The following is a 21,409-nucleotide window of genomic DNA, read 5'->3' on the forward strand; positions in this document are numbered from 1 at the left end:
AAGCATGAGAATCATGCTTTTATTTTGAATAATGAACTAAACAACAATAACTATGAAACAGACAGTAATAGGAATTTTCGATTATGGCGTAGACGCCCAAATGGCCGCACAGGAACTTGAACGTAGCGGCATTCCGAATAATAAAATAGATATAGCCGTAAGAGGCGCTAGAGATAAAAGTAGTGCAGCAGGAAGTAAGCCTTCCCCATCAAATCCAAATATGGGTGGGCCAACGAATACAACAGCTACTACCCCGGACAGTAAAAGAGACAGTGATTTTTTTAACTCTCTTTTTGACAACCGTGAAGAGTCCAGCAAATACTATGAAACAGCAAAGAATGGTTCTATTGTAACCGTACACACTGACTCTAAGGAGCAAGCAAAGAAAGCTGCTGAGATCCTGGATAAATTAGGTGCAGTAGATGTTGATGAGCGATCAGCACAGCGCCGCACGATGTCTAGCTCAGACAAAGGTAAATGGACCAATTCAAGCGCTTCTATCCCTGTAGTGGAAGAGAACATGCAGGTTGGTAAAAGAGAAGTGGAAACTGGTGGAGTACGCATGAGAAGTCGCATTATTGAGCGACCGGTTGAAGAAAAACTTCGCTTACGTGAGGAACACGTACATGTAGAGAGAAAGCCAGTTAACCGCCCTGCCAACGAAAAAGACCTGGCCAACTTCAAAGGTAGTGAAACCACAATGACTGAGCACGCCGAGGTGCCTGTAGTAAATAAGGAAGCCCGCGTTGTTGAGGAAGTTCGTTTAGGCAAAGACGTAGAACAGCACAATGAGACTATCCGTGGTACAGAACGTAAAACGGACGTTGAAATTGACAGGCTAAATCCTAAGAATGAAAACAGGGATCTCAACAAAAAAGGTCCTGAAAAGAAATAAGGATAGTGCCTTATAAACCTTAATGAACGGGAGCAGCTATTATTAGCTGCTCCCGTTTTTTGTACCTACAGTACAAGATTTGTTATTTGCCAGTAAGTAAAGCTGCAGAAACAGGAAAAAAATTTCTTTTGATACTGTTGCGCGTTTTATCCCGTTCCTAATTTGGGAGGGTGTGGAACATTGGTGGAAAAGTATGTAAAATCGTGGATAAAAAAAGGTCACGAAGCGTGGAACATCTCCTCCATTGTGGCTAAAAAGATGTATCTTTGTGCAGGTTCAGGTGTCTCAGGAGATGATCCAAAAGCTAATTAACAGCAATTATGAAAATAACTTACTACGGACAGTCTTGCTTTTTATTCGAAATCGGAGAGAACCGTGTTTTGTTTGACCCGTTCATTTCCCCTAACGAATTAGCTTCCAGTATTCACGTTGATGAAATAAAAGCTGATTATATTCTGTTATCCCATGGTCACCAGGATCATGTACACGATGCTGAACAAATTGCTAAGAACAATGATGCTACCATCATTGCTACTTTCGAAATTGCCAGCTGGTATGGTGCAAAAGGTGTAGAAAAAACGCACCCTATGAACACCGGAGGTAAAGTAACACTACCTTTTGGCACTGTTAAAATGGTAAACGCTGTTCACTCCAGTTCGCTACCTGATGGTACTTATGCCGGAAGTGCTGCAGGGTTTGTTGTGGAAACAGAAGAGCAGACCTTTTACTATGCCGGAGATACGGCTTTAACCTACGACATGAAGCTTATACCCGAGCAATTTGATGTAGATTTTGCTTTGCTTCCTATAGGTGACAATTTTACCATGGATATTCATGATGCCATGATTGCCGCAGACTTTGTGCAGGTAGATAAGGTAATCGGGATGCATTTCGACACCTTTCCATACATAGAAATTGATCGTGAAGAGGTACAGGAAGTGGCAAGAATGGCAGACAAAGAACTTATTTTGATGGAGATAGGTCAAACTATTAACCTATAATTTTTAGAATGGGAAAGATTATCGCAGTTGCGAATCAGAAAGGTGGTGTTGGTAAGACAACAACAGCAATCAATTTAGCTGCCAGCTTAGCAGCTTTAGAGTTTAGAACACTTTTAGTAGACGCGGACCCACAGGCAAATGCAACCTCTGGATTAGGCTTTGACCCTGCTACCATCACAACAAGCATTTACGAATGTATGGTGGAAGATGTAAAGGTTGAGGATATTTTACTTCAGTCCCCTAATATTGAGTACCTCGACCTAATCCCCTCGCATATCGACCTTGTTGGTGCCGAAGTGGAAATGATTAACCTTCCGAACCGGGAGGAAAAAATGCGTGAGGTGCTTAATCCGCTAAAGGAAAAGTATGATTATATTATCATTGACTGCTCTCCTTCGCTGGGTCTGATAACCGTTAACTCTCTTACAGCCGCTGATTCAGTTGTAATACCGGTTCAGTGCGAATATTTTGCCCTTGAAGGTTTAGGTAAACTCCTGAACACAATCAAGATCATACAATCGCGCCTGAACACAGAGTTAGCCATTGAAGGCATACTCTTAACAATGTATGATGTGCGTCTGCGCCTGAGCAATCAGGTAGTGGAAGAAGTTAAAACGCACTTCCAACAGATGGTATTTGATACCATTATACCGAGAAATGTGAAGTTGAGCGAGTCGCCAAGTTTTGGATTGCCTGCCATTCTGTATGATGCAGAAAGCAAAGGAGCACTAAGCTACCTGAACCTGGCCCGAGAAATTGCAGAGAAGAACAGCGTTGCGCTGGCGAAATAACATTACGATTTCATGTCCGATAACAAAAATTCAGCAGCTAAACGTAAAAGCGGCCTCGGCAGAGGCCTTGGCTCTCTCTTGGAGGGCAATAAATACACTGGAAAAACAGAATCTTCCACCGTTAACGAAGTCAATACCATCGCAGATATAGCTATTGATCAGATACAGACCAACCCTTACCAACCGCGAACTCACTTTGATCAGGCGGCTCTGGAGGAGTTGGCAGAGTCTATTAAAGTACAAGGCATTATACAGCCTATCACTGTTCGCCAGCTCGACCAGAACACCTACCAGCTTATTTCTGGAGAGCGCCGTTATCAGGCTTCCAAAATTGCTGGCTTAACGGAAATTCCAGCCTACATACGCAAGGCTGATGACCAGCAAATGCTGGAGATGGCCCTGATTGAAAACATTCAGCGCGAAAACCTGAATGCCATTGAAATTGCCCTCTCCTATCAGCGCCTTTTAACGGAGTGCAGCCTGAAACAGGAAGAACTGGGGGATCGTGTTGGTAAGAAACGTACAACCGTTACAAATTACCTGCGCTTACTTAAGCTGCCCCCGGATATCCAGATTGCTCTTCGCGATAATCTGATTTCCATGGGTCATGCCCGGGCTCTGATCAACATCGACACCATTGAGCAACAACTGGATGTGTTCAAAGAAGTGGTAGCCAAAGAACTGTCGGTACGAAAGGTGGAGGAACTGGTACGTAACCTGCAGAACGCAAAGAAAAAGCCAGACAACCAGCAAAAACTGCACTTCGGTAAATATGATGAGGAGCTGAAATCAGTAGAAACCAAGCTAACATCTCAGTTTGGCACTAAAATACAGGTAAAAGCAAACAACGAGGGTAAAGGTGAGATCAAAATACCTTTTGTATCAGTTGATGAGCTGAACCGTATTTTAGAAATATTAAACTACTAAACCTAAGATGGAGCTTAACTTCAAAGCGGCAATAATACTGGTAGGGATATTTCTTTCTTTTGTTTATGTACCTGCCTTAGGGCAGACAGTAACGGAAGGACCTGATTCTTTGCGCGTACCTGTTTCTGATACTTTGAATGTTGGGAAAGGCTTTTTTCTAAGTAGGTGGGACAAACCTGCAAAAGCGGCTCTGTTTTCAGCCATAGTCCCAGGAGCAGGCCAAATCTATAATAAAGCGTATTGGAAAGTACCCATAGTGTGGGGCGCAGGCGTTGCTTTGGGGTATTTTATCATTGATAATAATGAAAAATACCAGGATTTTCGGCAAGCGTTAGTGCAACGCAACAGAGATTCCACTGACGTTTTTCGTGATGATCCCATTTATGGCATACAGCGAAGTACCGGCACACAAAATCTACGCTACAGCCGCGACTTCTACCGCCGTAACCGAGACCTGACGATTATGCTTTCTGTACTGGCTTATGGCTTGAATATTGCCGAAGCCTATGTACATGCCCATCTGAAGGAGTTTGATGTTAGTGAAGACCTCGCTATACGCATAAAACCTGATCTGTTACCGGTACAGGCCAAAAGGTATGCCATGACACCGGGTATTACCCTTGTATTATATACTAAACCATAATGAGAATTCTTCTGATCGGCTATGGCAAGATGGGTAAGACCATCGAGCAGCTGGCCCTGTCTAAAGGTCATGAAATTATAGGACGAATTGACCACAACAATGCAGAGGACCTGCTAAATTATACGTCTGAAAATGCAGATGTAGCCATAGAGTTTACACATCCGGAAGCGGCTTATGGCAATATCTCCTACTGCCTTACGCATGGTATACCTGTTGTTTCAGGCTCTACAGGCTGGCTGGATAAATTTGAGGAGGCTGTAGAACTTTGTAAGAAGAACAATGGTGCCTTCTTTTATGCCTCTAACTACAGCGTTGGGGTTAACCTGTTCTTTCATTTTAATGAGTACATTGCCAGCAAAATGCAGGCTTACCCGGAATACCAGGTAGGAATAAGGGAAATTCACCACTTGCAAAAAGTTGATAAACCAAGTGGTACAGGCATTACTACTGCTGAGGGTATCCTATCCAGCTATAAGAATTTGGGAGGCTGGGTAGCTGATAGTCCGGAAGAAAAGAATAAATTAAACATTGCTTCAGAACGAGAGCCTGATGTAGTAGGCACACATATTGTTACCTATAGCTCTGAAGTAGATCAAATTGAACTTGGCCATATAGCACATAGCCGCGCCGGATTTGCTGAAGGCGCTGTGATGGCAGCATCCTGGCTTGTTAGCCGTAAAGGCGTATACGGCATGAAAGACATGCTAAACCTGTAACTATAGTTTTTGCAGATGAACGTAAAATTCTGGGATAAAAAGCCAGTAACAAAGGAGCCCCAAAAAAAGAAAAGCTTTGCCCGTGAATGGGGAGATGCCATTCTGTTTGCCGTAATAGCAGCCAGCCTTATAAGATGGGCTACATTTGAAGCCTATACCATACCAACGCCTTCTATGGAGAAATCGCTGTTGGTTGGTGACTTCCTGTTTGTAAGCAAGCTTCACTATGGTCCCCGCACCCCGATGACGCCATTGCAGGTGCCGCTGACGCACCAGACTATCTGGGGCACAAACATCCCCTCCTATTCTGATGCTATTCAGTTACCCTCCTTCCGTTTGCCAGGTTTTACGGATGTGGAACGTGGCGATGTTGTGGTGTTCAACTTTCCTCCGGAAGAACAACACCCTGCTGACTTACGCACAAATTATATCAAAAGAGCCGTTGGTCTTCCCGGTGACTCCCTAAGCATCCGTGATATGCAGGTGTACATTAATGGAAAGCCCATGGAGAACCCTGAAGGAATGCAGTTCAAATATTTTATCTCAACGGATAATATGCTGAACGAGAAATTTTTCCTAGATCGTGATATTACAGATGTTATTCGCTGGCAAGGTGGGTATATTGTAGACACCTCCCCAGAAAAAGCGAAAGAATTAGCCTCACTTGATTTTATTAAGGAAGCTATGCTGCTCAAGGAAATTCCTGGTAAAGGTGATCCGGAAGTGTTTCCTAATGTACCTAGCATGTATGACTGGAACAAAGATAACTTTGGACCTCTGTATATACCCCAAGAAGGAGCTACTATGGAAATTAATGAAAAGACTTTGCCGCTTTACCAAAAAGTGATCCTTCAGTACGAGCATAACGAAAATGCAGAAGTTAGAGATGGAAAGCTATTCATCGATAGCCGTGAAGTTAACAGCTATACTTTTAAGCAGAACTACTACTTTATGATGGGAGACAACCGCCACAACTCCCTTGATTCCCGTTACTGGGGTTTTGTACCAGCAGATCATATTGTTGGAAAAGCAGTGATGATCTGGATGTCAACTGACCCTAACGGAGGTTTCCTTGATAAAATACGATGGAGCCGCATTTTTAACATCATCGACTAAAGTAATCTCTACAACAAAAAAGCCAGACCTTAAAAGTTTGGCTTTTTTGTTGTACTGTTGATATAACCAGGCAATTACTAGTTCTTCCCTTTTAAAATCTTGTTTGGTAGGCCTCACTACCGAGGCTTGATAATGGACCCTCTTTTGTACCTCTGAATCCATGCGGCCCATAATGCATATGCCTACAGAAGCTCCAGCACATTTTCAGGTGGCCTGCCTAGAACAGCCTTTTTATCCTTAACTACAATAGGACGTTCAATAAGAACAGGATGCTCTACCATCACCTGAATCCACTCCTCATCGGTTAAGTCTTCTCCCTTGTAGTTATCTTTGTACACCTGCTCTCCCTTGCGCAGCAGTTGCTCCGGCTTCAAGCCAAGTTTTTGGAGCAGGTCTTTTAGCTCAGAAACGGAAGGCGGAGTTTTTAAGTATTCTACAACCTCGGGTTGCTGTCCTGCATCCTTTATCAGTTCTAATGTCTGGCGGCTCTTGCTGCACCTTGGATTATGGTAAATTTTTATCATGTCATTTAGCTTAAGTATGTTAAATTAATAAAATCAGGAGGCACTTTGCAATTTAGTGCAGCTTTGAATTGTCTGTTTTAGTTAAATTGCCGTCGTAAATTCTAAACAACTATGAGAAAAATCAAAATTAACTGGATTAGCGGGCTTTGTTTGAGCCTGGCCTGCCTGTGCTGTATGAGTTTTACATTTTCTGGCAAGGGTAAAACCATTACGAACGGCAATGAACTGATAAAAGAAATGTATAATCGTTGGGAAAAGAAATGGTATCCAAACTTTGCATTCGAACAACGTGCTATTTTCTATGAAGAGGACAAAGTTACAAAAGAAGAAATATGGCAGGAAATTTACAGCCAGCCCGGCAATCTTCATATCCGGTTCAACGGCTTTGAAAGCGGCAACGGTGTAGTGTTCAAATCAGATTCCCTTTATACTTTCAAAAACAATCAACTACAGGCCAAGACCTTCCAAATCCACCCGCTGGTACTCTTAGCTTTCGATGTTTACTTTCTAAAACCTGAGGATTCTGTTAACAAACTGGAGAAGATAGGGTTCGACCTGACAAAGATGACGGAGGCTGAATGGCAGGGGCGAGATGCTTATGTCATAGGCACTACTGATGCCAACGATGATAAAACACCACAGTTCTGGGTAGATAAGGAGAGACTATACGTAGTGCGGGTGCTAACAAATGTAAAAGGCTCTACAAGAGATGTAGAAATGAACAATTACCAGCTTGTAGAGAAAAACTGGGTGGCAATGGAAATCATTTTTAAAACTAACGGCAAGCTTACCTTACGGGAAGAATATTTTAACCTAAGCTTTCCGAAGAAGAAAAATGACACCTGGTATAATCCTGAGCAGTTCAAGACTGCAAAATGGTAATAAGGTTAAAGTAACTGCTGTAGCAATGGCCGGGGAAATTCTCCGGCCATTGCTACAGCATCTTTACCAGTTAATCGGTTCTTTACCGTGTTCCTGTAAATACTTATTTGCTTTACTAAAGTGCCTGCTACCAAAAAAACCCCTGTCTGCTGCAAACGGAGATGGATGGGCAGCCTTCAGCACCAGGTGTTTGCTTTCATCTATAAAAGCTCCTTTCTTCTGTGCATAATTTCCCCATAGCATAAAAACCACGTGCTCTTTTAAGTCATTTACCTTCTGCACAACGGCATCTGTAAACTCTTCCCACCCTTTTTTCTGATGAGAACCCGCGTTTCCTGCTCTCACGGTAAGGGTAGCATTCAGTAAAAGAACTCCCTGTTGTGCCCACCTCTCCAAATTACCCGTAGCAGGCATGTCTTTGCCAAGATCACTTTTTATTTCTTTAAAAATGTTCAACAGAGAAGGTGGCGTTCGCACCTTATCACTTACAGAAAAAGCTAATCCATTTGCCTGGTTAGGACCATGGTAAGGATCCTGCCCTAAAATCACAACCTTTACCTCATCAAAAGGACACATTTGAAAAGCATTAAAAATCTGGTTGCCAGCCGGGTAAACTTTTTGAGATGTGTATTCGTCTTTAACATATGAGACAAGATTTTTGAAATATGGTTTTTCGAATTCATCTTGCAGCACATTTTGCCAGCTTTCTTCTATCTTTACATTCATGAACAGTTGGGCCTGATGGGTTTGGTGAAAAATGAGAAACTTTACCTACGGAAGCAAAGTCTCGCTCCACAATAGTTTCTAATTATACAAAAAACTCTGTAACATGGATACAAAAACTACAGAAGGTGTAAAAGTTACGGTTACTACAAATTACCTTCCAGACTATTCCAGTCCTGTGCAGCAGCATTATGTATTTGCCTATAAGATTAGTATAGAGAATAATTCCGAGTTTACTGTTAAACTACTGCGCCGGCATTGGTACATTCATGATGCCACTGGTGTAGTAAGAGAAGTAGAAGGAGAAGGCGTTGTTGGTCAGCAGCCAGTGCTTGAACCTGGAGAATCGCATGAGTATGTTTCTGGCTGTAATCTAAAAACCAGTCTGGGAAAGATGCGTGGCACCTATCTTATGGAGCGTATGGTTGATGGTAAGCAGTTTGATGTAACTATCCCGGAATTCACACTGATCGTGCCTTACAAGCTGAATTAAAACCAAATAAACATAAAGTTACAACGTGCTTCCTTTTCACCTGGCTTTCCACTACCTCCTTTATAGCTTAAGATCGGTCAAACTCCACGGGGTACACTCTCCTTTTATATTTGACCTGAACAACCAGGTAATCCGGCACGATGGGCATTTTGCAGCATATGATACGGTTGAGTCTCTACGAAATGAGCTTTTACAAGACTCCCGTGAGCTACAGGTCACTGATTTTGGAGCTGGACCAAAGGCGGGTACAAAGAAAACGAGACAGGTAAGAGAAATTGCCAAAACATCCGCCAAACCTGCAAAATACGGTCAGCTGCTTTTCCGGATAGTGAACCACTTCCAGCCTAAGGTAATTTTTGATCTAGGCACTTCGTTAGGCATTACTACTTGCTACCAGGCAGAAGCATGTAAGAAGGCTGCTGTTTATACCTTTGAGGGCTGCCCGAATATTGCAAAGGTGGCTCAGGAAAACTTCGCTAAACTGGGATTAAAACAGGTACAGACGGTAATCGGGAACCTTGACGAGACACTTGCCCTGCAAATTGAAAAAGTTGATAAACTGGACTATGTGTTTTTTGATGGCAACCATCGGTATGAACCAACCATGCGCTACTTCAAGCAATGCATGGAGAAGCACCATGAAGGAAGTGTGTTTGTGATAGATGACCTGTACTGGTCCCCTGAAATGAAGAGAGCCTGGGAGGAAATAAAGAAGCACCCGAAGGTGCTTCAAACTGTTGATCTGTTCTATGTAGGGCTGGTATTTTTCAGAACTACGCAGCCAAAGGAAGACTTTACGCTTTACTATTAACCTAGTCGTTTTCCTGCACCACCTGTGTTTCCCAGCCATCAAATTCACCATCATGCTGTATGGCAAGCTGCTGAAGCATTTCTGTTACCAGGTAGATAGTTTCTTCATCAGCCTTACTCTCCCTGCTTAACACCAGCTTGTAAGGAACCTCCTTGTCAGAGCCAAGCATGGATTCCTCCACTACTTCAAACCCACTCTTAGTAACCTCTTCTACAACTGCTGCTCTGTCTTTCTTGGACCTAAAGTACAAGCTGTAGCTTATCAGGCGGGGTACATATGCCTGGTCGCCCTGCTCCTCCAGTAAACGGAGCATTTTGTTGTTTTGGATTCGGAGCAGACTCTCCTCGTCTGGGTAGAGGTAATCAAAATAAACCTCCCAGTTGGGATCTTCCTGTACCTGATGCTCAAAAGTATAAGCAGGAAAGTGCTGCCGAAGCTCATCTATCATTTGCTCAACCAGCAGTGTATCGCCACTATAGAAGTATAGGCCGCGCCGACCGCTGTTCAGAGTCTTACCCACAAAAGAGGCTTCCAGCTTCTCCTCAAAGCTGTTCACCAGCATATCTTCTATTTCTTCCAGCTTCTCCCACTCATCATTCTCCGGAAATCCATCAGCAGTAGTAGTTAACAAGCCAGCAGCCACTTCAATCAGGTGAGGTTTATCAGTAAGCGGTGCTACATCAAAGTAGCCAAGGTCCACGCTGATAAAAGCCGGAGTATCTTCTAAATAGCAGAAGTAAACATCCCAATCCTGCTCATAGTCGCTGTTCATAGTTCTTATGCTTTCTTTATTCTATTAACGTATTGCTTCCCTGATACGAATAAGCTTTGTAAGCAATACCTCCAGCTGATCCAAAGGCAACATGTTTGCACCATCAGATTTAGCTATACTGGGCTGCGGGTGCGTTTCGATGAACAGGCCATCTGCCCCTACTGCGATAGCTGCTTTAGCAATGGTTTCAATCAACGCAGGTTTTCCACCGGTAACACCTGAGCTCTGGTTCGGTTGCTGTAACGAGTGTGTAACGTCCATCACTACGGAGGCTCCAGTAGCCTGCATCTCAGGTAAGTTTCTAAAGTCAACTATCAGGTCAGAGTAGCCAAAGCTGTTCCCCCGATCAGTAAGTATTACTTTTTCGTTACCTGATTCCCTTACTTTATCTACGGCAAAACGCATTGCCTCTCCCGATAGAAACTGACCTTTTTTTATGTTCACCACTTTACCGGTTTTAGCTGCTGCCACCAACAAATCTGTTTGGCGGCACAAGAAAGCAGGTATCTGCAGCACGTCTACGTATTCAGCGGCCATGGCTGCCTCATCAGATTCGTGAATATCAGTTACTGTAGGCACACCGAACTCCTGACTCACCTTCTGCAGGATCTTCAACGCTTTCTCATCACCAATACCGGTAAAGGAGTCTAGGCGGGAGCGATTTGCTTTACGATAGGACCCCTTAAATATCAGCGGAATGCTTAGTTGATCAGATATTTTGGTAAGGTATTCAGCTATTTCTAGGGCCATCTGCTCTCCTTCTATGGCGCATGGACCAGCCATCAAAAAGAAGTTACCGCTATCTGTATGCTTTAATTTTGGTATTTCGAACATGATTATGTGCTTTATGATGTCATTTTGCCTGACAAAGGTAATTATTGCTTAGAAAGAATGGGAATTATTTAGCCCTTAGCACCATAAACAACTCCCTCCCCTGGCGTGGAGGAATGGAATTGTAAGCTGTCTCGAAATGAATAAACTCAAAATACGGCTCAAAGTAGGCCCTATACTCTTCCCGGCTACCTCCGAAAGGAGGACCTTGTTTTTCAAAGATGGTATCAAACAAGAGACCTACAAGTAGTCCTCCAGGTTTTAGTAGTTCTGCGCACTTTACTGCATAGGCTGCGCGTTGCGCTGGATCTATGGCACAAAAAAAAGTTTGCTCTACAATAAGGTCATATTTACCAGAAAGTTTGAAAAAGTCTGTTTCTAAAAGATGTTCAGCGGGGAAATCCTGTACACGGTTTTCAAAATTCCGGAGTGGAGCACTCGCAACATCTGCTAAAAACACATTCCTAAAACCTTGCTGGTGAAGGTACTCTGCTTCATAGGCGTTACCACACCCCGGAATTAAAATGCGGACCTCTTTGTTTCGAATCTGATCAAAATATTCTTTGAGGGGAGGCGTTATAGCTCCAGTATCCCATCCCGTTTGGTCTGTTTCATAACGTTGTTGCCAATAAGCTGCGTTAGAATCCTGATTCATACTAGCACGTATATAGTGTAAATTTTTTATATTTGATACTTTGGTGCTTTAAAAGAACATACATGAATGGTTAAAGCATCAGTTACAATTCAGTAAGAAACACAAAATAACTAAATCGAAACCTTATGTCAGTGAACACTCCTGAAAATAGAAGCAACCGCAAACTGTTGATCGGGGGCCTCCTAGTAGTTCTGCTTAGTATAAACGGTATTCTGATATATATGAATTATCAGAAGAAAGAAAAGACTGAAGAGCAGGCGGAGATCATCCGCGTAAAGAACAGCGAGTTAGAAAATCAGATCAAAGTGTATGAGGCTCTTAAGGCAGATTTTGAACGCCAAAGCCAGGAGCTTCAGGCAATGGGTTTGGAAAATGATTCACTAGAGGCTAAAATTACAGCTATAAATGCAGACTTAGATGAACTTCGTGGTTTTAGAAAGAGAAGTTACAGTCTGGCAGATCAGCGCCGCTTCCGTGATCGTGCATCTGCATTTGAAAAACAATTAAAGGAAAAGGATAGTGAGATTGCTCAGCTAAAAGAAGAAAAAGAGGTACTCTCTACAGAGAACACAGACCTGAGAACTACCCAAACCCGATTGGCAGATAGTCTCTCTACCATGAAAACCACAAATAGGAACCTAAGCGAGAAGGTGAAAGTGGCGTCAAAACTGGAGGCACAGAATATTAATGTTAATATTATCAACCAACGAGGTAAAGAAAAAGAAGATGATGATAATGAATACCGTGCTAAGCGTGTAGACAAAATCAGAGTTATCTTTAAGCTGGCGAAAAATGATGTAGCGGAGCAGGAGCCTAAAACAGTGTATATGCGTCTTATCGAACCTGACGGAGCTGCTCTTTATAACCTATCCATGGGGTCTGGCACATTCCAGATTGATGGAGAAGACATGTACTATACTGCTAAGCGTGATTTCGTGTTCGACAACACACAGCAACAGCTAAGCTTCCTTTACGATAAAAATGCTGCCTATAAAAAAGGAAAGCATACGATTGAACTATACACGGATGGATTCATGATCGGTAAAGCTAATTTTGAACTCAAGTAAGCCGCTTTAAACCTTAATAGCGAAAGCCTCTGCAGATTGCAGAGGCTTTTTTTTGATAGCTACAGGATAAAAAAAACCCTTTCCTGAGGAAAAGGTTTTAGTCCATCGTTCACATATAATATAGCTGTCAGACTTAGTAACGCCTGATTTAATCGGCAAGTATCTTTCTGTCCTGTATAACTTTGAAACTTTCTACCATTTTAACAGACTCATTTACATCTTCCGTAAAAATGGCTATAAACGAACCTGACTCAGCATGCTCCAGGGCATAAGCTATGGCACGCATTTCCTCTGGAATTATCTTTACAGGTTTGTTTGGCGCCACGTCTTCAATTCCTTGCATGATCGGTCCGACTATTTCGTCTGCTGTTTTACCTCTCAGGTCAGCATCAAGACGTACAATGACCTCATCAAACACTTCCCCTGCCACACGTCCGATTTCATAAAAGTCTTCTGCCCGGCGGTCTCCTACTCCGGCCACTATGCCTATTTTCTTAGTAGAGTCCAGCTCATTCAGAAACTCACCTACAGCCATTAAACCTCCTACATTGTGTGCATAATCCACCAGCACCTCAAAGTTAGGGAACTTGAAGAGGTTCATACGACCTGGTGTTTTTCCGGGAGATGGTATGAATGTGCGTAAGGAAGTTTTTATGTCTTCTATCTCGAAATGGGAGATATAACCAGCCAGAGCTGCTGCTAAAATGTTCTGAATGTTAAATTTAGCCTTTCCTCCGAAGGTAAGCGGCACATCGGCCACCCGGTCTATCCTGATCTTATAACTGTTTTTAAAAATAGAGATATAGCCGTTTTCAAACACGGCTGCAAGTCCGCCTTTAGCAATGTGCTTCAGTATCCTTGGATTTTCCTCATCCATGCTAAAGAAAGCTACCTTACAGTCTAATTCCTCTGCCATGCCATACACAAGATCATCATCAGCATTTAGTACAGCATACCCATCCTTGCTTACACTTTTTGGAATTACGGCTTTTACCTGTGCCAGTTCCTCTAGAGAGTGAATGTCTCCCAACCCTAAATGGTCAGAGCTTACATTTGTTACAATGCCTATGTCACATTGCTGGAATCCAAGGCCGGACCTGAGAAGGCCACCTCTGGCGCTTTCCAGAACAGCAAAGTTTACCGTCGGATCCTTCAAAACGAATTCTGCACTATAAGACCCAGTTGTGTCTCCTTTTTCAAGCAACTTATCCTGAATGTAAATCCCATCCGTAGTGGTGTAACCAACCTGGTACCCTTTTGCTTTTACCATATGGGCAATAAGGCGTGTGGTAGTGGTTTTACCATTGGTACCGGTAACAGCAATAATTGGAATACGGGAAGGCTTGCCATGCGGGAAGAGCATATCAACTACTGGTTCCGCCACATTCCGCGGCAGACCATAGGTAGGTGATATGTGCATCCTGAAACCAGGTGCCGCATTAACCTCCAATACAGCACCTCTTGCCTCGTTTAGAGGAATGGCAATATCAGTAGTCATGATATCGATGCCACAGATGTCAAGACCTATCAGACCTGCAATACGCTCCGCCATAAGGATATTGTAAGGGTCCACGAGATCCGTTACGTCAGTTGCAGTTCCACCTGTACTTATATTAGCAGTACTTTTAAGGTAAAGCACTTCACCTGCTGGCAACACAGACTTAGAAGTAAGGTTCTGGCTTTTCAGAATTCCTTTGGTATGTTTATCAATCTTGATCTTAGTTAGTACCTTTTCATGACCGATTCCACGTCTGATATCCTTGTTTTCCTTATCAATAAGCTGTTTGATGGAAGAACTTCCATCACCCACCACCATAGCGGGTGTGCGTTTGGCAGCTGCCACAAACTTTCCATTTATTACCAGTAACCTAAAGTCAAAGCCTTGGATATATTGTTCAACAATTACACCTTCAGAGTACTTTCTTGCCTCTGTAAAGCCACGTTGTGCATCTTTTAGATTAGTGATGTTTATAGTTGCTCCCTTTCCATGATTTCCATCCAGGGGCTTGATTACAATGGGAAAGCCAAGCCAGTTCAAGGCTTTTTTCAGCCCTTCCTGAGAGGTTACAGTCGTCCCCTTGGGCACCGGGATCCCTGCGTCTTGCAGCATATCTTTTGTGGCATCCTTATCACCAGCAATTTCTACGGCAAAGCAGGCTGTTTTGCAGGTCATGGTAGCCTGGATCCTCTTTTGGTGAACCCCATACCCTAATTGGATCAGGGAGTGACGATTCAAGCGAATATAAGGGATGCCACGGCTGATAGCTTCTGAAATGATAGAATAGGTACTCGGCCCGAAATACTCATCTTCCCGAATCTGATGCAGACGACTAATGTCATCATACAAGCGTATTTTATCTCCTTTCGCCAGCGCTTCCGTCATTCGTACGGCTGTATACGCTGCGTATTCGCCCGCTCGCTCTTCCTGGTAAGAAAACACTACATACATGTGATCATCTTCCCGGGCAGGATAGCAGCGGCCATAGCCAGAATCCATGCCTGCCATTGTTTGTAGCTCCAGGGCCACATGCTGAACAACGTGCCCTAACGTGGTACCTTCTTCCACTGTTTTAAAAAAGCCTCCTTCCACCTGCTCAGTGGAACGATGGGTCCTCATTCCAGGGAAAGTTTTACGGAGTCGTTTAAGAAAGTGGGGAATATCGCTTGTAAGCTTTTGGCTAAGGTCTTCCATAGCCAACTTTATAACAATGATTTTTGGGTGTTTGACTGACCAGTAATTTGGTCCGCGCATGATGCGCAAATCTGTGATTTTCATGTGTCAGTAAAATATGCTAATGCATTACTTATTTCTCAATCTTTTTGGTTACTAAAGCTCTAACAGCCCTTCCCTCTCCTCAGGATAAAAGGGTTAACCAGCTATACAACTTGTCCAATTTTTCCAGCTCAAGAGAAGTCTTATTTTCTGCTACGGATGATCAATTTTGTTAGAAACAGATCGTTTGCGGGTGTTTAGTTTTCCTGTTAGTTTAGATGATTACGGGAAACCTTATTAAAAGATTAGTACAAAGGGGAAATATTGGGGGCAGGAGCAAATAAAAAAGCCCCATCAGTTTTACTGATAGGGCTTCGAGAGGTAACGAGCGGATTCGAACCGCTGTAGCAGCTTTTGCAGAGCTGAGCCTAGCCACTCGGCCACGTTACCGTGTGTTTGGGATTGCAAACATACGCAGAAAAGTATGTTTGTCAAACTCCTGGCGCAGTTTTTTTTAACCCAGAAGCTAGCGACACATAAACCTGATCTCCTGTATTATGCTCCCCATCTGTAACCCTCACAACCACAGTACCATCGGCTACAGCTACCTCTAACTCAGAGTAGCTTCCATAGAAGTACACCCTTTGAACGCGTCCGGGTACTGCCTTTGTTTTATTAGTTACAATCTGAAGTTCCTCCGGCCGGAGTATTCTTTCTGAGGACTGCTTGTTGAGCTCGAACTGCTTCAACATGGCTTCTGAAGTTATTAGGTTATACCTGCCGAAAAGGCCGGCTACATACTCATTAAGAGGACATGTGTAGACTTGATTTGGTGGCCCTTGCTGCACGATCTCCCCTTCTTTCATAACAAGTATAGTTTCTGCCCAGGAAAGGCTGTCTTGAGGATCATGTGAGATAAGGGTACAGGTTATACCCATTTCTTCGCTAATGTCCCTGATCACAGATTTAAGAACGTTTTTGTGCACCATATCAAGGTTAGAGAAGGGTTCATCCAGCAGCAAAAGACTGGGCGATGTGGAAAGCAAGCGAGCTAAAGCTATCCGTTGCCTCTCTCCTCCTGACAGCTCATTTGTCTTCCTTTTCAAAAGATGACTAATCCTGCAGATATTGTACAAGGCTTCTGCCTCGCCACCAGGCATCGTATTTGCATACTTTAAAACCTGCTCTACCCGAAGAGAGTGAGGCAGCTCAAAATGCTGAGACAAGTAAGCAATGCCCTTGTGGCCGGGAATTAATTTTTCTTCCGGACCTACTACATTTTGCCCCTTAAATATCACTTCACCAGATTCTGGTTGCGCTAATCCAGCAATAACCTTCAGCACCGTACTCTTTCCAGAGCCTGTCTCTCCTGCAATGGCTATGTTCTGAAAAGCTTTCTGGGTAAAGGTAATTCCCTTCAATACTGCTTTAGCCTCGTCTCCGACGCTAATTTCTGATACTTCTAAAAAGCTCATGGCCCTGTTTAAACTGAACTAATGAGTTCTATACCTTCCAATACTAAATGATAAAAAAAGAGCCCCGGATTTCTCCGAGGCTCTTTGCTATGTAACAAGCTTAAGATTAAGCGTTGTTCTCTTCTTCAGATGAAGCTTCATCTTCGTTAGAATCTTTTGCTTTTTTAGCAGCAGCTTCTTCTAACTTCTTAACACCAGCTTCTTTCTCATTAGAAAGCATTTGCTCTTTCAGAGCAGAAAGTGCATCTAAGTCACCTAAAGTAGACTTATCAGCCTCTTTCTGTACTTTTGGAGCCTTAGGAGCTTTCGCCTCACCAGCAGGCTGTGCCTTCTTGGTAGCCTTAGCTACACGAGGAGACTCAACTTCAGAGTGAGTAGCAGTATGAGAAAGAATAATCTTACGATCTTCTTTAGAGAACTCAGTTACTCTGAAGTCAAGGTTTTCACCAGCTTCTACCTGAGAACCATCCTCTTTTGTCAATCCTTTAGGGAAAGCGAAACCTTCGATACCGTAAGGAAGCTCAAGAACAGCGCCTCTTTCTGATTTCTCAAGAACTGAAGCTTTGTGTACTGAACCTACATTGAATACAGACTCGAAAGTATCCCATGGGTTCTCTTCAAGTTGCTTATGACCAAGTGCAAGTCTTCTGTTAGGAACATCCAGCTCCAGAACAACTACATCAAGATTCTCACCAACTTTTACGAACTCAGATGGGTGCTTGATCTTCTTAGTCCAAGACAGGTCAGATACGTGTACCAGACCATCAACACCTTCTTCCAGCTCCAGGAACAGACCAAAGTTAGTCAGGTTACGAACGATGCCAGTATGCTTCGTGCCTACTGCATATTTCGTTAACACATCTTCTTTTGTCCATGGATCTTCAGTAAGCTGCTTGATACCAAGCGACATCTTACGCTCTTCTCTGTCAAGAGTCAATACAACTGCTTCAACCTCGTCGCCTTGCTTAATGAAGTCCTGTGGGTTACGCAGGTGCTGTGACCATGACATTTCAGACACGTGGATCAGACCCTCAACGCCTGGCATTAACTCAAGGAATGCACCATAGTCAGCCACGTTAACAATCTTACCTTTAACTCTAGAGCCAACCTCGATCTCAGCTGGCAACGCATCCCAAGGGTGCGGAGTAAGCTGCTTCATACCAAGAGAAATACGCTTCTTGTCCTCATCGAAGTCCAGAACTACTACGTTCAACTTCTGGTCAAGCTGCAATACTTCCTCCGGGTGGTTGATACGGCCCCAAGAAATATCTGTAATGTGAAGCAGACCGTCTACGCCACCAAGGTCGATGAACACACCGAAGTTTGTCATGTTCTTGATAACGCCTTCCAGAACCTGACCTTTTTCCAGGTTGTTCAGGATAGCGGCACGCTGCTGCTCCAGGTCTTTCTCGATAAGTACCTTGTGAGATACTACCACGTTGTCAAAAGCGGCGTTGATCTTAACAACCTTCACCTCCATCTTCTTACCTACAAACACGTCGAAGTCACGGATTGGCTTCACGTCAATTTGAGAACCTGGTAAGAAAGCCTCAACACCATGGATATCCATGATAAGACCACCTTTAGTTCTTCTTTTAACAACACCCTCCAGAACGTTATCATTCTCAAGCGCGTCGTAAATTCTAGCCCAGGCGCTAACGATTTTCGCTTTCTTGCGGGACAAGATAAGCTGACCGTTTGGATCTTCCTGGTCTTCGATAAACACCTCAACCTCGTCACCTGGCTTCAGATCAGGCAAATCTCTGAATTCTGAAACTGGCACTAAGCCGTCTGATTTGAAACCGATGTTCAGAATCACGTCACGATCAGTGATACCAACAACAACTCCTTTAACAACCTCCTGCTCCTGTACAGTAGTCAGGGTGTCGTCATACATTTTTTCCATTTCGGCTTTTTCAGCTTTGCTGTAACCAGCACCGAAGCCTTGAGACTCAAACTTGTCCCAATCGAAATTTTCTGGAGAATTACTCATATTGTTTTTACTGCTCTGGAATAGCCATCAGCTTAGAGCAATAAGCTGATTTGGTTTTAGTTATACATTTCCCTGAACTTCTTCAGGACCATTCACTTGAATGAGGTGCAAAAGTAATAAAATTTTCTAAAAATACCCTATTAACAACTATAATATAATTCACTTTTACTTAGGAAGTTAAGGCTTCGGGGCATAATATATACCCTTGCGTCTTACTGCTTTTCTTATTATTTACATGACCTGCCCACATTGTCCGGTGTTTATGGAGTCAGCTCCTGCATTCCATTTTTAAGTCTTTAGATAAAGAAGGCAGCACACACTTAATAGTTCTGCAAAAGTAGTTACAAGAATTCAACGGGCTCTTTAATGTATACTTTAAAAGTCCTTTTAATGAGTCCTTCTCTTATTAAAGTAGTTCTAAAGATTTGACAACAAAAGAGTTGTAATAGTCTCAAGGCGATAAAACATTCTAAAGTGCCGGCATACGCAAATCCATGTCTTCCTTTGCATCCACTGCAGCGGGAGTAAGCTGGCAGCCGAGACTACTGCAGACTCATTATGGCCATTACACATCATTCGAATCATTCTTTTTCCAACACCAACTTAATCCTTTGAGTCTAAATCAACAGGTATCTGATTTTATTGTAAGACCATATATGATCAAGTAAAAATCAAGAATAGTACAGCCCCTTCCTAAAGCAGTCAGCTCAATTTCAGGCGAAGAAAACAACCTGCTAAATGGTTGGTCAAAGTTTAGAAAAGGGACAGGCCAAAAACTATAGCACCCCCGCCTCGTCAATTTATACCCTAAACAACACCTTTCACACCACTACCTTATTATATTGATATTCAAATTACTATATTAGTAAGACTAAATATTTTAGTATTACCCTAATCCAATTGTTTTGCCTTCCCAAGGTAAATACCCCAGTGCTGGTTGTGCGGATTAAGGTGTAATTGGAGAAAGGATTGAAGAGTTGGTCGCACAGGTTTTTGGAAAAGCTTTAAACCAGCCTCTTCAGGTGTACGGTCGCCTTTACGGGTGTTGCAGCGCATGCAAGCCGTTACAAGATTATGCCAGTTCGTCTTCCCTCCCCTGGAGCGTGGCAGGAGGTGATCCAGCGTCAGATTCTTTACGGCCCCACAATATTGACAACTGTAGTTGTCACGCCGTAGAACGTTGTGCCTGCTTAGGGAGATACCGTTGTATGGAACGCGCACGTAGCGCTGCAATCTGATGACAGAAGGAACAGGAAAGGCTTTGTCCACAGTGCGCAGAAAGCTGTTTTCAGCCTTATTTACAAGTTCAGCTTTGTCCAGGTATACCAGTATAAAAGCTTTATGAACTGTGCAAACTGCGATAGCACTGAAGTCTTGGTTCAGGATAAGTACTTTTTCTTTCATGGCCGTTTCAGGAACATATGCTACCCTTGTACGGAATTAACCAAACAGGCGTAACATATGTTCTTGAAAAACAGCAGCTAATTTACAAGAAAATGCGCTTGATGATGCGGAGTTGATGAGAATAGCGCTTTCGCTCTGCATTGTATACACCGTTGTGATCGAGGGTATCAATGCGCACTTCGCCATGGGCATGCATAATCTGGTTACCCTCAAGCATAATGCCTACATGGATTATGCGTCCCTCTTCATTTGAAAAGTATGCCAGATCACCTGGTTGTGTCTGAGTAGCGAAGTGCACTTCGTCACCGTGGTTAACCTGCTGGTAAGCATCACGGGGTAACTGGTACCCGCAAATACCAAAAACCTGCTGCGTAAATCCGGAACAATCTATTCCGAAAATAGACTTTCCGCCCCAAAGATAAGGAGCTTTAATGAAGTTAGCCGCTACTTTAAGCAACTGTGCAGTAGTAGCTGGGGATGAAGCATTTGAAGCACGACCATTGTACACGTAACTTTTGTCATTTATGCGTAGGCTCATGCCGTCAAAGAAGGGCAGATAGCTACCAATACCTATTGGAATACGACTTTCCCCATTGCTCACCACCTGGAGTAGATCCATTACACGCGGGTGTGAGGTATTGCGCCAATCTTTAAAATAATCTGCCGTAACCGGGGTATGCTGCTTAAAGTCAATCCAGCCACTATAGCCATCTGAGGCGAGCTGTATGTTTATCCAGTTGCCGTCCCTGTTTAAGATCTCGTAACACTCCCCGAAAAGCATCTGTGTTACAATCTCTGCCTTATCAGAGGTTTCGGCACGCATAGGCACCACACTAAGCAAGCATATACCGTATTCCACAATTCTTATATTAGAAATGATAAATTAAAAATGACTCGTACATACCAGAGAAAGGAAGTCACCAGATGTGGCCATAATTCCAGAATATTAATTTCTGATTCACAATCACATGCTTCGC

General features: G+C 43.2%; 21 protein-coding genes and 1 tRNA gene. 11 read left to right on the plus strand and 11 right to left on the minus strand.

What is annotated here, in order from left to right; genetic code table 11:
- The first annotated feature begins 52 nt into the window (after positions 1-52).
- The 7 genes from ACFSRY_RS00875 (at position 53) to lepB (ending at position 6,089) form a co-directional block, all read left to right on the plus strand.
- On the plus strand, positions 53-895 hold the full coding sequence (locus ACFSRY_RS00875; RefSeq protein ID WP_377502428.1) for a YsnF/AvaK domain-containing protein: 843 nt from the start codon (positions 53-55) through the stop codon (positions 893-895).
- 320 nt (positions 896-1,215) lie between these two features.
- Complete coding sequence (locus ACFSRY_RS00880; RefSeq protein WP_377502431.1) at positions 1,216-1,896, plus strand: metal-dependent hydrolase; 681 nt, start codon at positions 1,216-1,218, stop codon at positions 1,894-1,896.
- 8 nt (positions 1,897-1,904) lie between these two features.
- On the plus strand, positions 1,905-2,687 hold the full coding sequence (locus tag ACFSRY_RS00885) for a ParA family protein (protein ID WP_377502435.1): 783 nt from the start codon (positions 1,905-1,907) through the stop codon (positions 2,685-2,687).
- Positions 2,688-2,699: 12 nt separating this feature from the next.
- The gene (locus ACFSRY_RS00890; protein ID WP_377502438.1) at positions 2,700-3,614 is read left to right on the plus strand and encodes a ParB/RepB/Spo0J family partition protein; all 915 of its coding nucleotides are present in this window, start codon (positions 2,700-2,702) and stop codon (positions 3,612-3,614) included.
- A 7-nt stretch (positions 3,615-3,621) separates the two neighbouring features.
- The gene (locus tag ACFSRY_RS00895; RefSeq protein WP_377502441.1) at positions 3,622-4,257 is read left to right on the plus strand and encodes a DUF5683 domain-containing protein; all 636 of its coding nucleotides are present in this window, start codon (positions 3,622-3,624) and stop codon (positions 4,255-4,257) included.
- Positions 4,257-4,973 carry a 4-hydroxy-tetrahydrodipicolinate reductase gene (dapB, locus tag ACFSRY_RS00900; protein ID WP_377502444.1) on the plus strand — a complete coding sequence of 239 codons (717 nt, stop codon included), beginning with the start codon at positions 4,257-4,259 and terminating at the stop codon, positions 4,971-4,973. Before ACFSRY_RS00895 ends, dapB begins: the two co-directional genes overlap by 1 nt.
- A 15-nt stretch (positions 4,974-4,988) precedes the next feature.
- Complete coding sequence (gene lepB, locus ACFSRY_RS00905) at positions 4,989-6,089, plus strand: signal peptidase I (protein WP_377502447.1); 1,101 nt, start codon at positions 4,989-4,991, stop codon at positions 6,087-6,089.
- A gap of 182 nt (positions 6,090-6,271) precedes the next feature.
- Here the strand turns inward: lepB and arsC are convergent, their stop codons facing one another.
- The gene (arsC, locus tag ACFSRY_RS00910; RefSeq protein WP_377502450.1) at positions 6,272-6,613 is read right to left on the minus strand and encodes an arsenate reductase (glutaredoxin); all 342 of its coding nucleotides are present in this window, start codon (positions 6,611-6,613) and stop codon (positions 6,272-6,274) included.
- A 111-nt stretch (positions 6,614-6,724) separates the two neighbouring features.
- Between arsC and ACFSRY_RS00915 the strand changes: the two genes are divergently transcribed.
- Positions 6,725-7,495 carry an outer membrane lipoprotein-sorting protein gene (locus ACFSRY_RS00915; protein WP_377502453.1) on the plus strand — a complete coding sequence of 257 codons (771 nt, stop codon included), beginning with the start codon at positions 6,725-6,727 and terminating at the stop codon, positions 7,493-7,495.
- 63 nt (positions 7,496-7,558) lie between these two features.
- Here the strand turns inward: ACFSRY_RS00915 and ung are convergent, their stop codons facing one another.
- Positions 7,559-8,221 (minus strand): uracil-DNA glycosylase, encoded by a 663-nt coding sequence (gene ung, locus ACFSRY_RS00920; protein WP_377502457.1) that lies wholly within the window; start codon positions 8,219-8,221, stop codon positions 7,559-7,561.
- 103 nt (positions 8,222-8,324) lie between these two features.
- Here ung and apaG point away from each other — a divergent pair, with 103 nt between their 5' ends.
- Together apaG and ACFSRY_RS00930 are read left to right on the plus strand one after the other, a co-directional pair.
- Positions 8,325-8,711, plus strand: a complete 387-nt coding sequence (gene apaG / locus ACFSRY_RS00925) for a Co2+/Mg2+ efflux protein ApaG (protein WP_377502461.1) — start codon at positions 8,325-8,327, stop codon at positions 8,709-8,711.
- 25 nt (positions 8,712-8,736) lie between these two features.
- Positions 8,737-9,522, plus strand: a complete 786-nt coding sequence (locus ACFSRY_RS00930) for an O-methyltransferase (protein ID WP_377502465.1) — start codon at positions 8,737-8,739, stop codon at positions 9,520-9,522.
- 1 nt (position 9,523) lies between these two features.
- Here ACFSRY_RS00930 and ACFSRY_RS00935 read toward each other — a convergent pair whose 3' ends face one another.
- The 3 genes from ACFSRY_RS00935 to ACFSRY_RS00945 form a co-directional block, all read right to left on the minus strand.
- The gene (locus tag ACFSRY_RS00935; protein WP_377502468.1) at positions 9,524-10,294 is read right to left on the minus strand and encodes a DUF695 domain-containing protein; all 771 of its coding nucleotides are present in this window, start codon (positions 10,292-10,294) and stop codon (positions 9,524-9,526) included.
- Positions 10,295-10,318: 24 nt separating this feature from the next.
- Positions 10,319-11,128, minus strand: a complete 810-nt coding sequence (kdsA, locus tag ACFSRY_RS00940) for a 3-deoxy-8-phosphooctulonate synthase (protein ID WP_377502470.1) — start codon at positions 11,126-11,128, stop codon at positions 10,319-10,321.
- A 64-nt stretch (positions 11,129-11,192) separates the two neighbouring features.
- Positions 11,193-11,780 carry a methyltransferase domain-containing protein gene (locus tag ACFSRY_RS00945; RefSeq protein WP_377502472.1) on the minus strand — a complete coding sequence of 196 codons (588 nt, stop codon included), beginning with the start codon at positions 11,778-11,780 and terminating at the stop codon, positions 11,193-11,195.
- A gap of 125 nt (positions 11,781-11,905) precedes the next feature.
- Between ACFSRY_RS00945 and ACFSRY_RS00950 the strand changes: the two genes are divergently transcribed.
- Complete coding sequence (locus ACFSRY_RS00950; RefSeq protein ID WP_377502474.1) at positions 11,906-12,847, plus strand: hypothetical protein; 942 nt, start codon at positions 11,906-11,908, stop codon at positions 12,845-12,847.
- A 148-nt stretch (positions 12,848-12,995) separates the two neighbouring features.
- On the opposite strand, the gene cphA is transcribed toward ACFSRY_RS00950, so the two are convergent.
- From cphA to ACFSRY_RS00980, 6 genes are all read right to left on the minus strand, one after another.
- A complete protein-coding gene (gene cphA / locus ACFSRY_RS00955) occupies positions 12,996-15,623 on the minus strand; it encodes a cyanophycin synthetase (protein ID WP_377502476.1) in 2,628 nt (875 codons plus the stop codon).
- 316 nt (positions 15,624-15,939) lie between these two features.
- Positions 15,940-16,010: transfer RNA gene (locus ACFSRY_RS00960), tRNA-Cys, on the minus strand.
- Positions 16,011-16,051: 41 nt separating this feature from the next.
- Positions 16,052-17,035, minus strand: coding sequence for an ABC transporter ATP-binding protein (locus ACFSRY_RS00965; protein ID WP_377502478.1), 984 nt, complete (start codon positions 17,033-17,035; stop codon positions 16,052-16,054).
- Positions 17,036-17,141: 106 nt separating this feature from the next.
- Positions 17,142-19,028, minus strand: coding sequence for a 30S ribosomal protein S1 (gene rpsA, locus ACFSRY_RS00970; protein WP_377502480.1), 1,887 nt, complete (start codon positions 19,026-19,028; stop codon positions 17,142-17,144).
- An 891-nt stretch (positions 19,029-19,919) separates the two neighbouring features.
- Positions 19,920-20,432, minus strand: a complete 513-nt coding sequence (locus ACFSRY_RS00975) for an HNH endonuclease (protein ID WP_377502482.1) — start codon at positions 20,430-20,432, stop codon at positions 19,920-19,922.
- A gap of 82 nt (positions 20,433-20,514) precedes the next feature.
- Positions 20,515-21,291 (minus strand): C40 family peptidase, encoded by a 777-nt coding sequence (locus ACFSRY_RS00980; protein ID WP_377502484.1) that lies wholly within the window; start codon positions 21,289-21,291, stop codon positions 20,515-20,517.
- Positions 21,292-21,409 lie beyond the last annotated feature (118 nt).

Origin of the sequence: Pontibacter locisalis (genome assembly GCF_042684605.1) — a bacterium.
Lineage (GTDB): Bacteria > Bacteroidota > Bacteroidia > Cytophagales > Hymenobacteraceae > Pontibacter > Pontibacter locisalis.

What these genes read in the sequence shown, in the direction of transcription:
- ACFSRY_RS00875 (WP_377502428.1), top strand. Translation starts at nt 53, where the DNA reads ATGAAACAGACAGTAATAGGAATTTTCGATTATGGCGTAGACGCCCAA.
- ACFSRY_RS00880 (WP_377502431.1), top strand. Translation starts at nt 1,216, where the DNA reads ATGAAAATAACTTACTACGGACAGTCTTGCTTTTTATTCGAAATCGGA.
- ACFSRY_RS00885 (WP_377502435.1), top strand. Translation starts at nt 1,905, where the DNA reads ATGGGAAAGATTATCGCAGTTGCGAATCAGAAAGGTGGTGTTGGTAAG.
- ACFSRY_RS00890 (WP_377502438.1), top strand. Translation starts at nt 2,700, where the DNA reads ATGTCCGATAACAAAAATTCAGCAGCTAAACGTAAAAGCGGCCTCGGC.
- ACFSRY_RS00895 (WP_377502441.1), top strand. Translation starts at nt 3,622, where the DNA reads ATGGAGCTTAACTTCAAAGCGGCAATAATACTGGTAGGGATATTTCTT.
- dapB (WP_377502444.1), top strand. Translation starts at nt 4,257, where the DNA reads ATGAGAATTCTTCTGATCGGCTATGGCAAGATGGGTAAGACCATCGAG.
- lepB (WP_377502447.1), top strand. Translation starts at nt 4,989, where the DNA reads ATGAACGTAAAATTCTGGGATAAAAAGCCAGTAACAAAGGAGCCCCAA.
- arsC (WP_377502450.1), bottom strand. Translation starts at nt 6,613, where the DNA reads ATGATAAAAATTTACCATAATCCAAGGTGCAGCAAGAGCCGCCAGACA.
- ACFSRY_RS00915 (WP_377502453.1), top strand. Translation starts at nt 6,725, where the DNA reads ATGAGAAAAATCAAAATTAACTGGATTAGCGGGCTTTGTTTGAGCCTG.
- ung (WP_377502457.1), bottom strand. Translation starts at nt 8,221, where the DNA reads ATGAATGTAAAGATAGAAGAAAGCTGGCAAAATGTGCTGCAAGATGAA.
- apaG (WP_377502461.1), top strand. Translation starts at nt 8,325, where the DNA reads ATGGATACAAAAACTACAGAAGGTGTAAAAGTTACGGTTACTACAAAT.
- ACFSRY_RS00935 (WP_377502468.1), bottom strand. Translation starts at nt 10,294, where the DNA reads ATGAACAGCGACTATGAGCAGGATTGGGATGTTTACTTCTGCTATTTA.
- kdsA (WP_377502470.1), bottom strand. Translation starts at nt 11,128, where the DNA reads ATGTTCGAAATACCAAAATTAAAGCATACAGATAGCGGTAACTTCTTT.
- ACFSRY_RS00945 (WP_377502472.1), bottom strand. Translation starts at nt 11,780, where the DNA reads ATGAATCAGGATTCTAACGCAGCTTATTGGCAACAACGTTATGAAACA.
- ACFSRY_RS00950 (WP_377502474.1), top strand. Translation starts at nt 11,906, where the DNA reads ATGTCAGTGAACACTCCTGAAAATAGAAGCAACCGCAAACTGTTGATC.
- cphA (WP_377502476.1), bottom strand. Translation starts at nt 15,623, where the DNA reads ATGAAAATCACAGATTTGCGCATCATGCGCGGACCAAATTACTGGTCA.
- ACFSRY_RS00965 (WP_377502478.1), bottom strand. Translation starts at nt 17,035, where the DNA reads ATGAGCTTTTTAGAAGTATCAGAAATTAGCGTCGGAGACGAGGCTAAA.
- rpsA (WP_377502480.1), bottom strand. Translation starts at nt 19,028, where the DNA reads ATGAGTAATTCTCCAGAAAATTTCGATTGGGACAAGTTTGAGTCTCAA.
- ACFSRY_RS00975 (WP_377502482.1), bottom strand. Translation starts at nt 20,432, where the DNA reads ATGAAAGAAAAAGTACTTATCCTGAACCAAGACTTCAGTGCTATCGCA.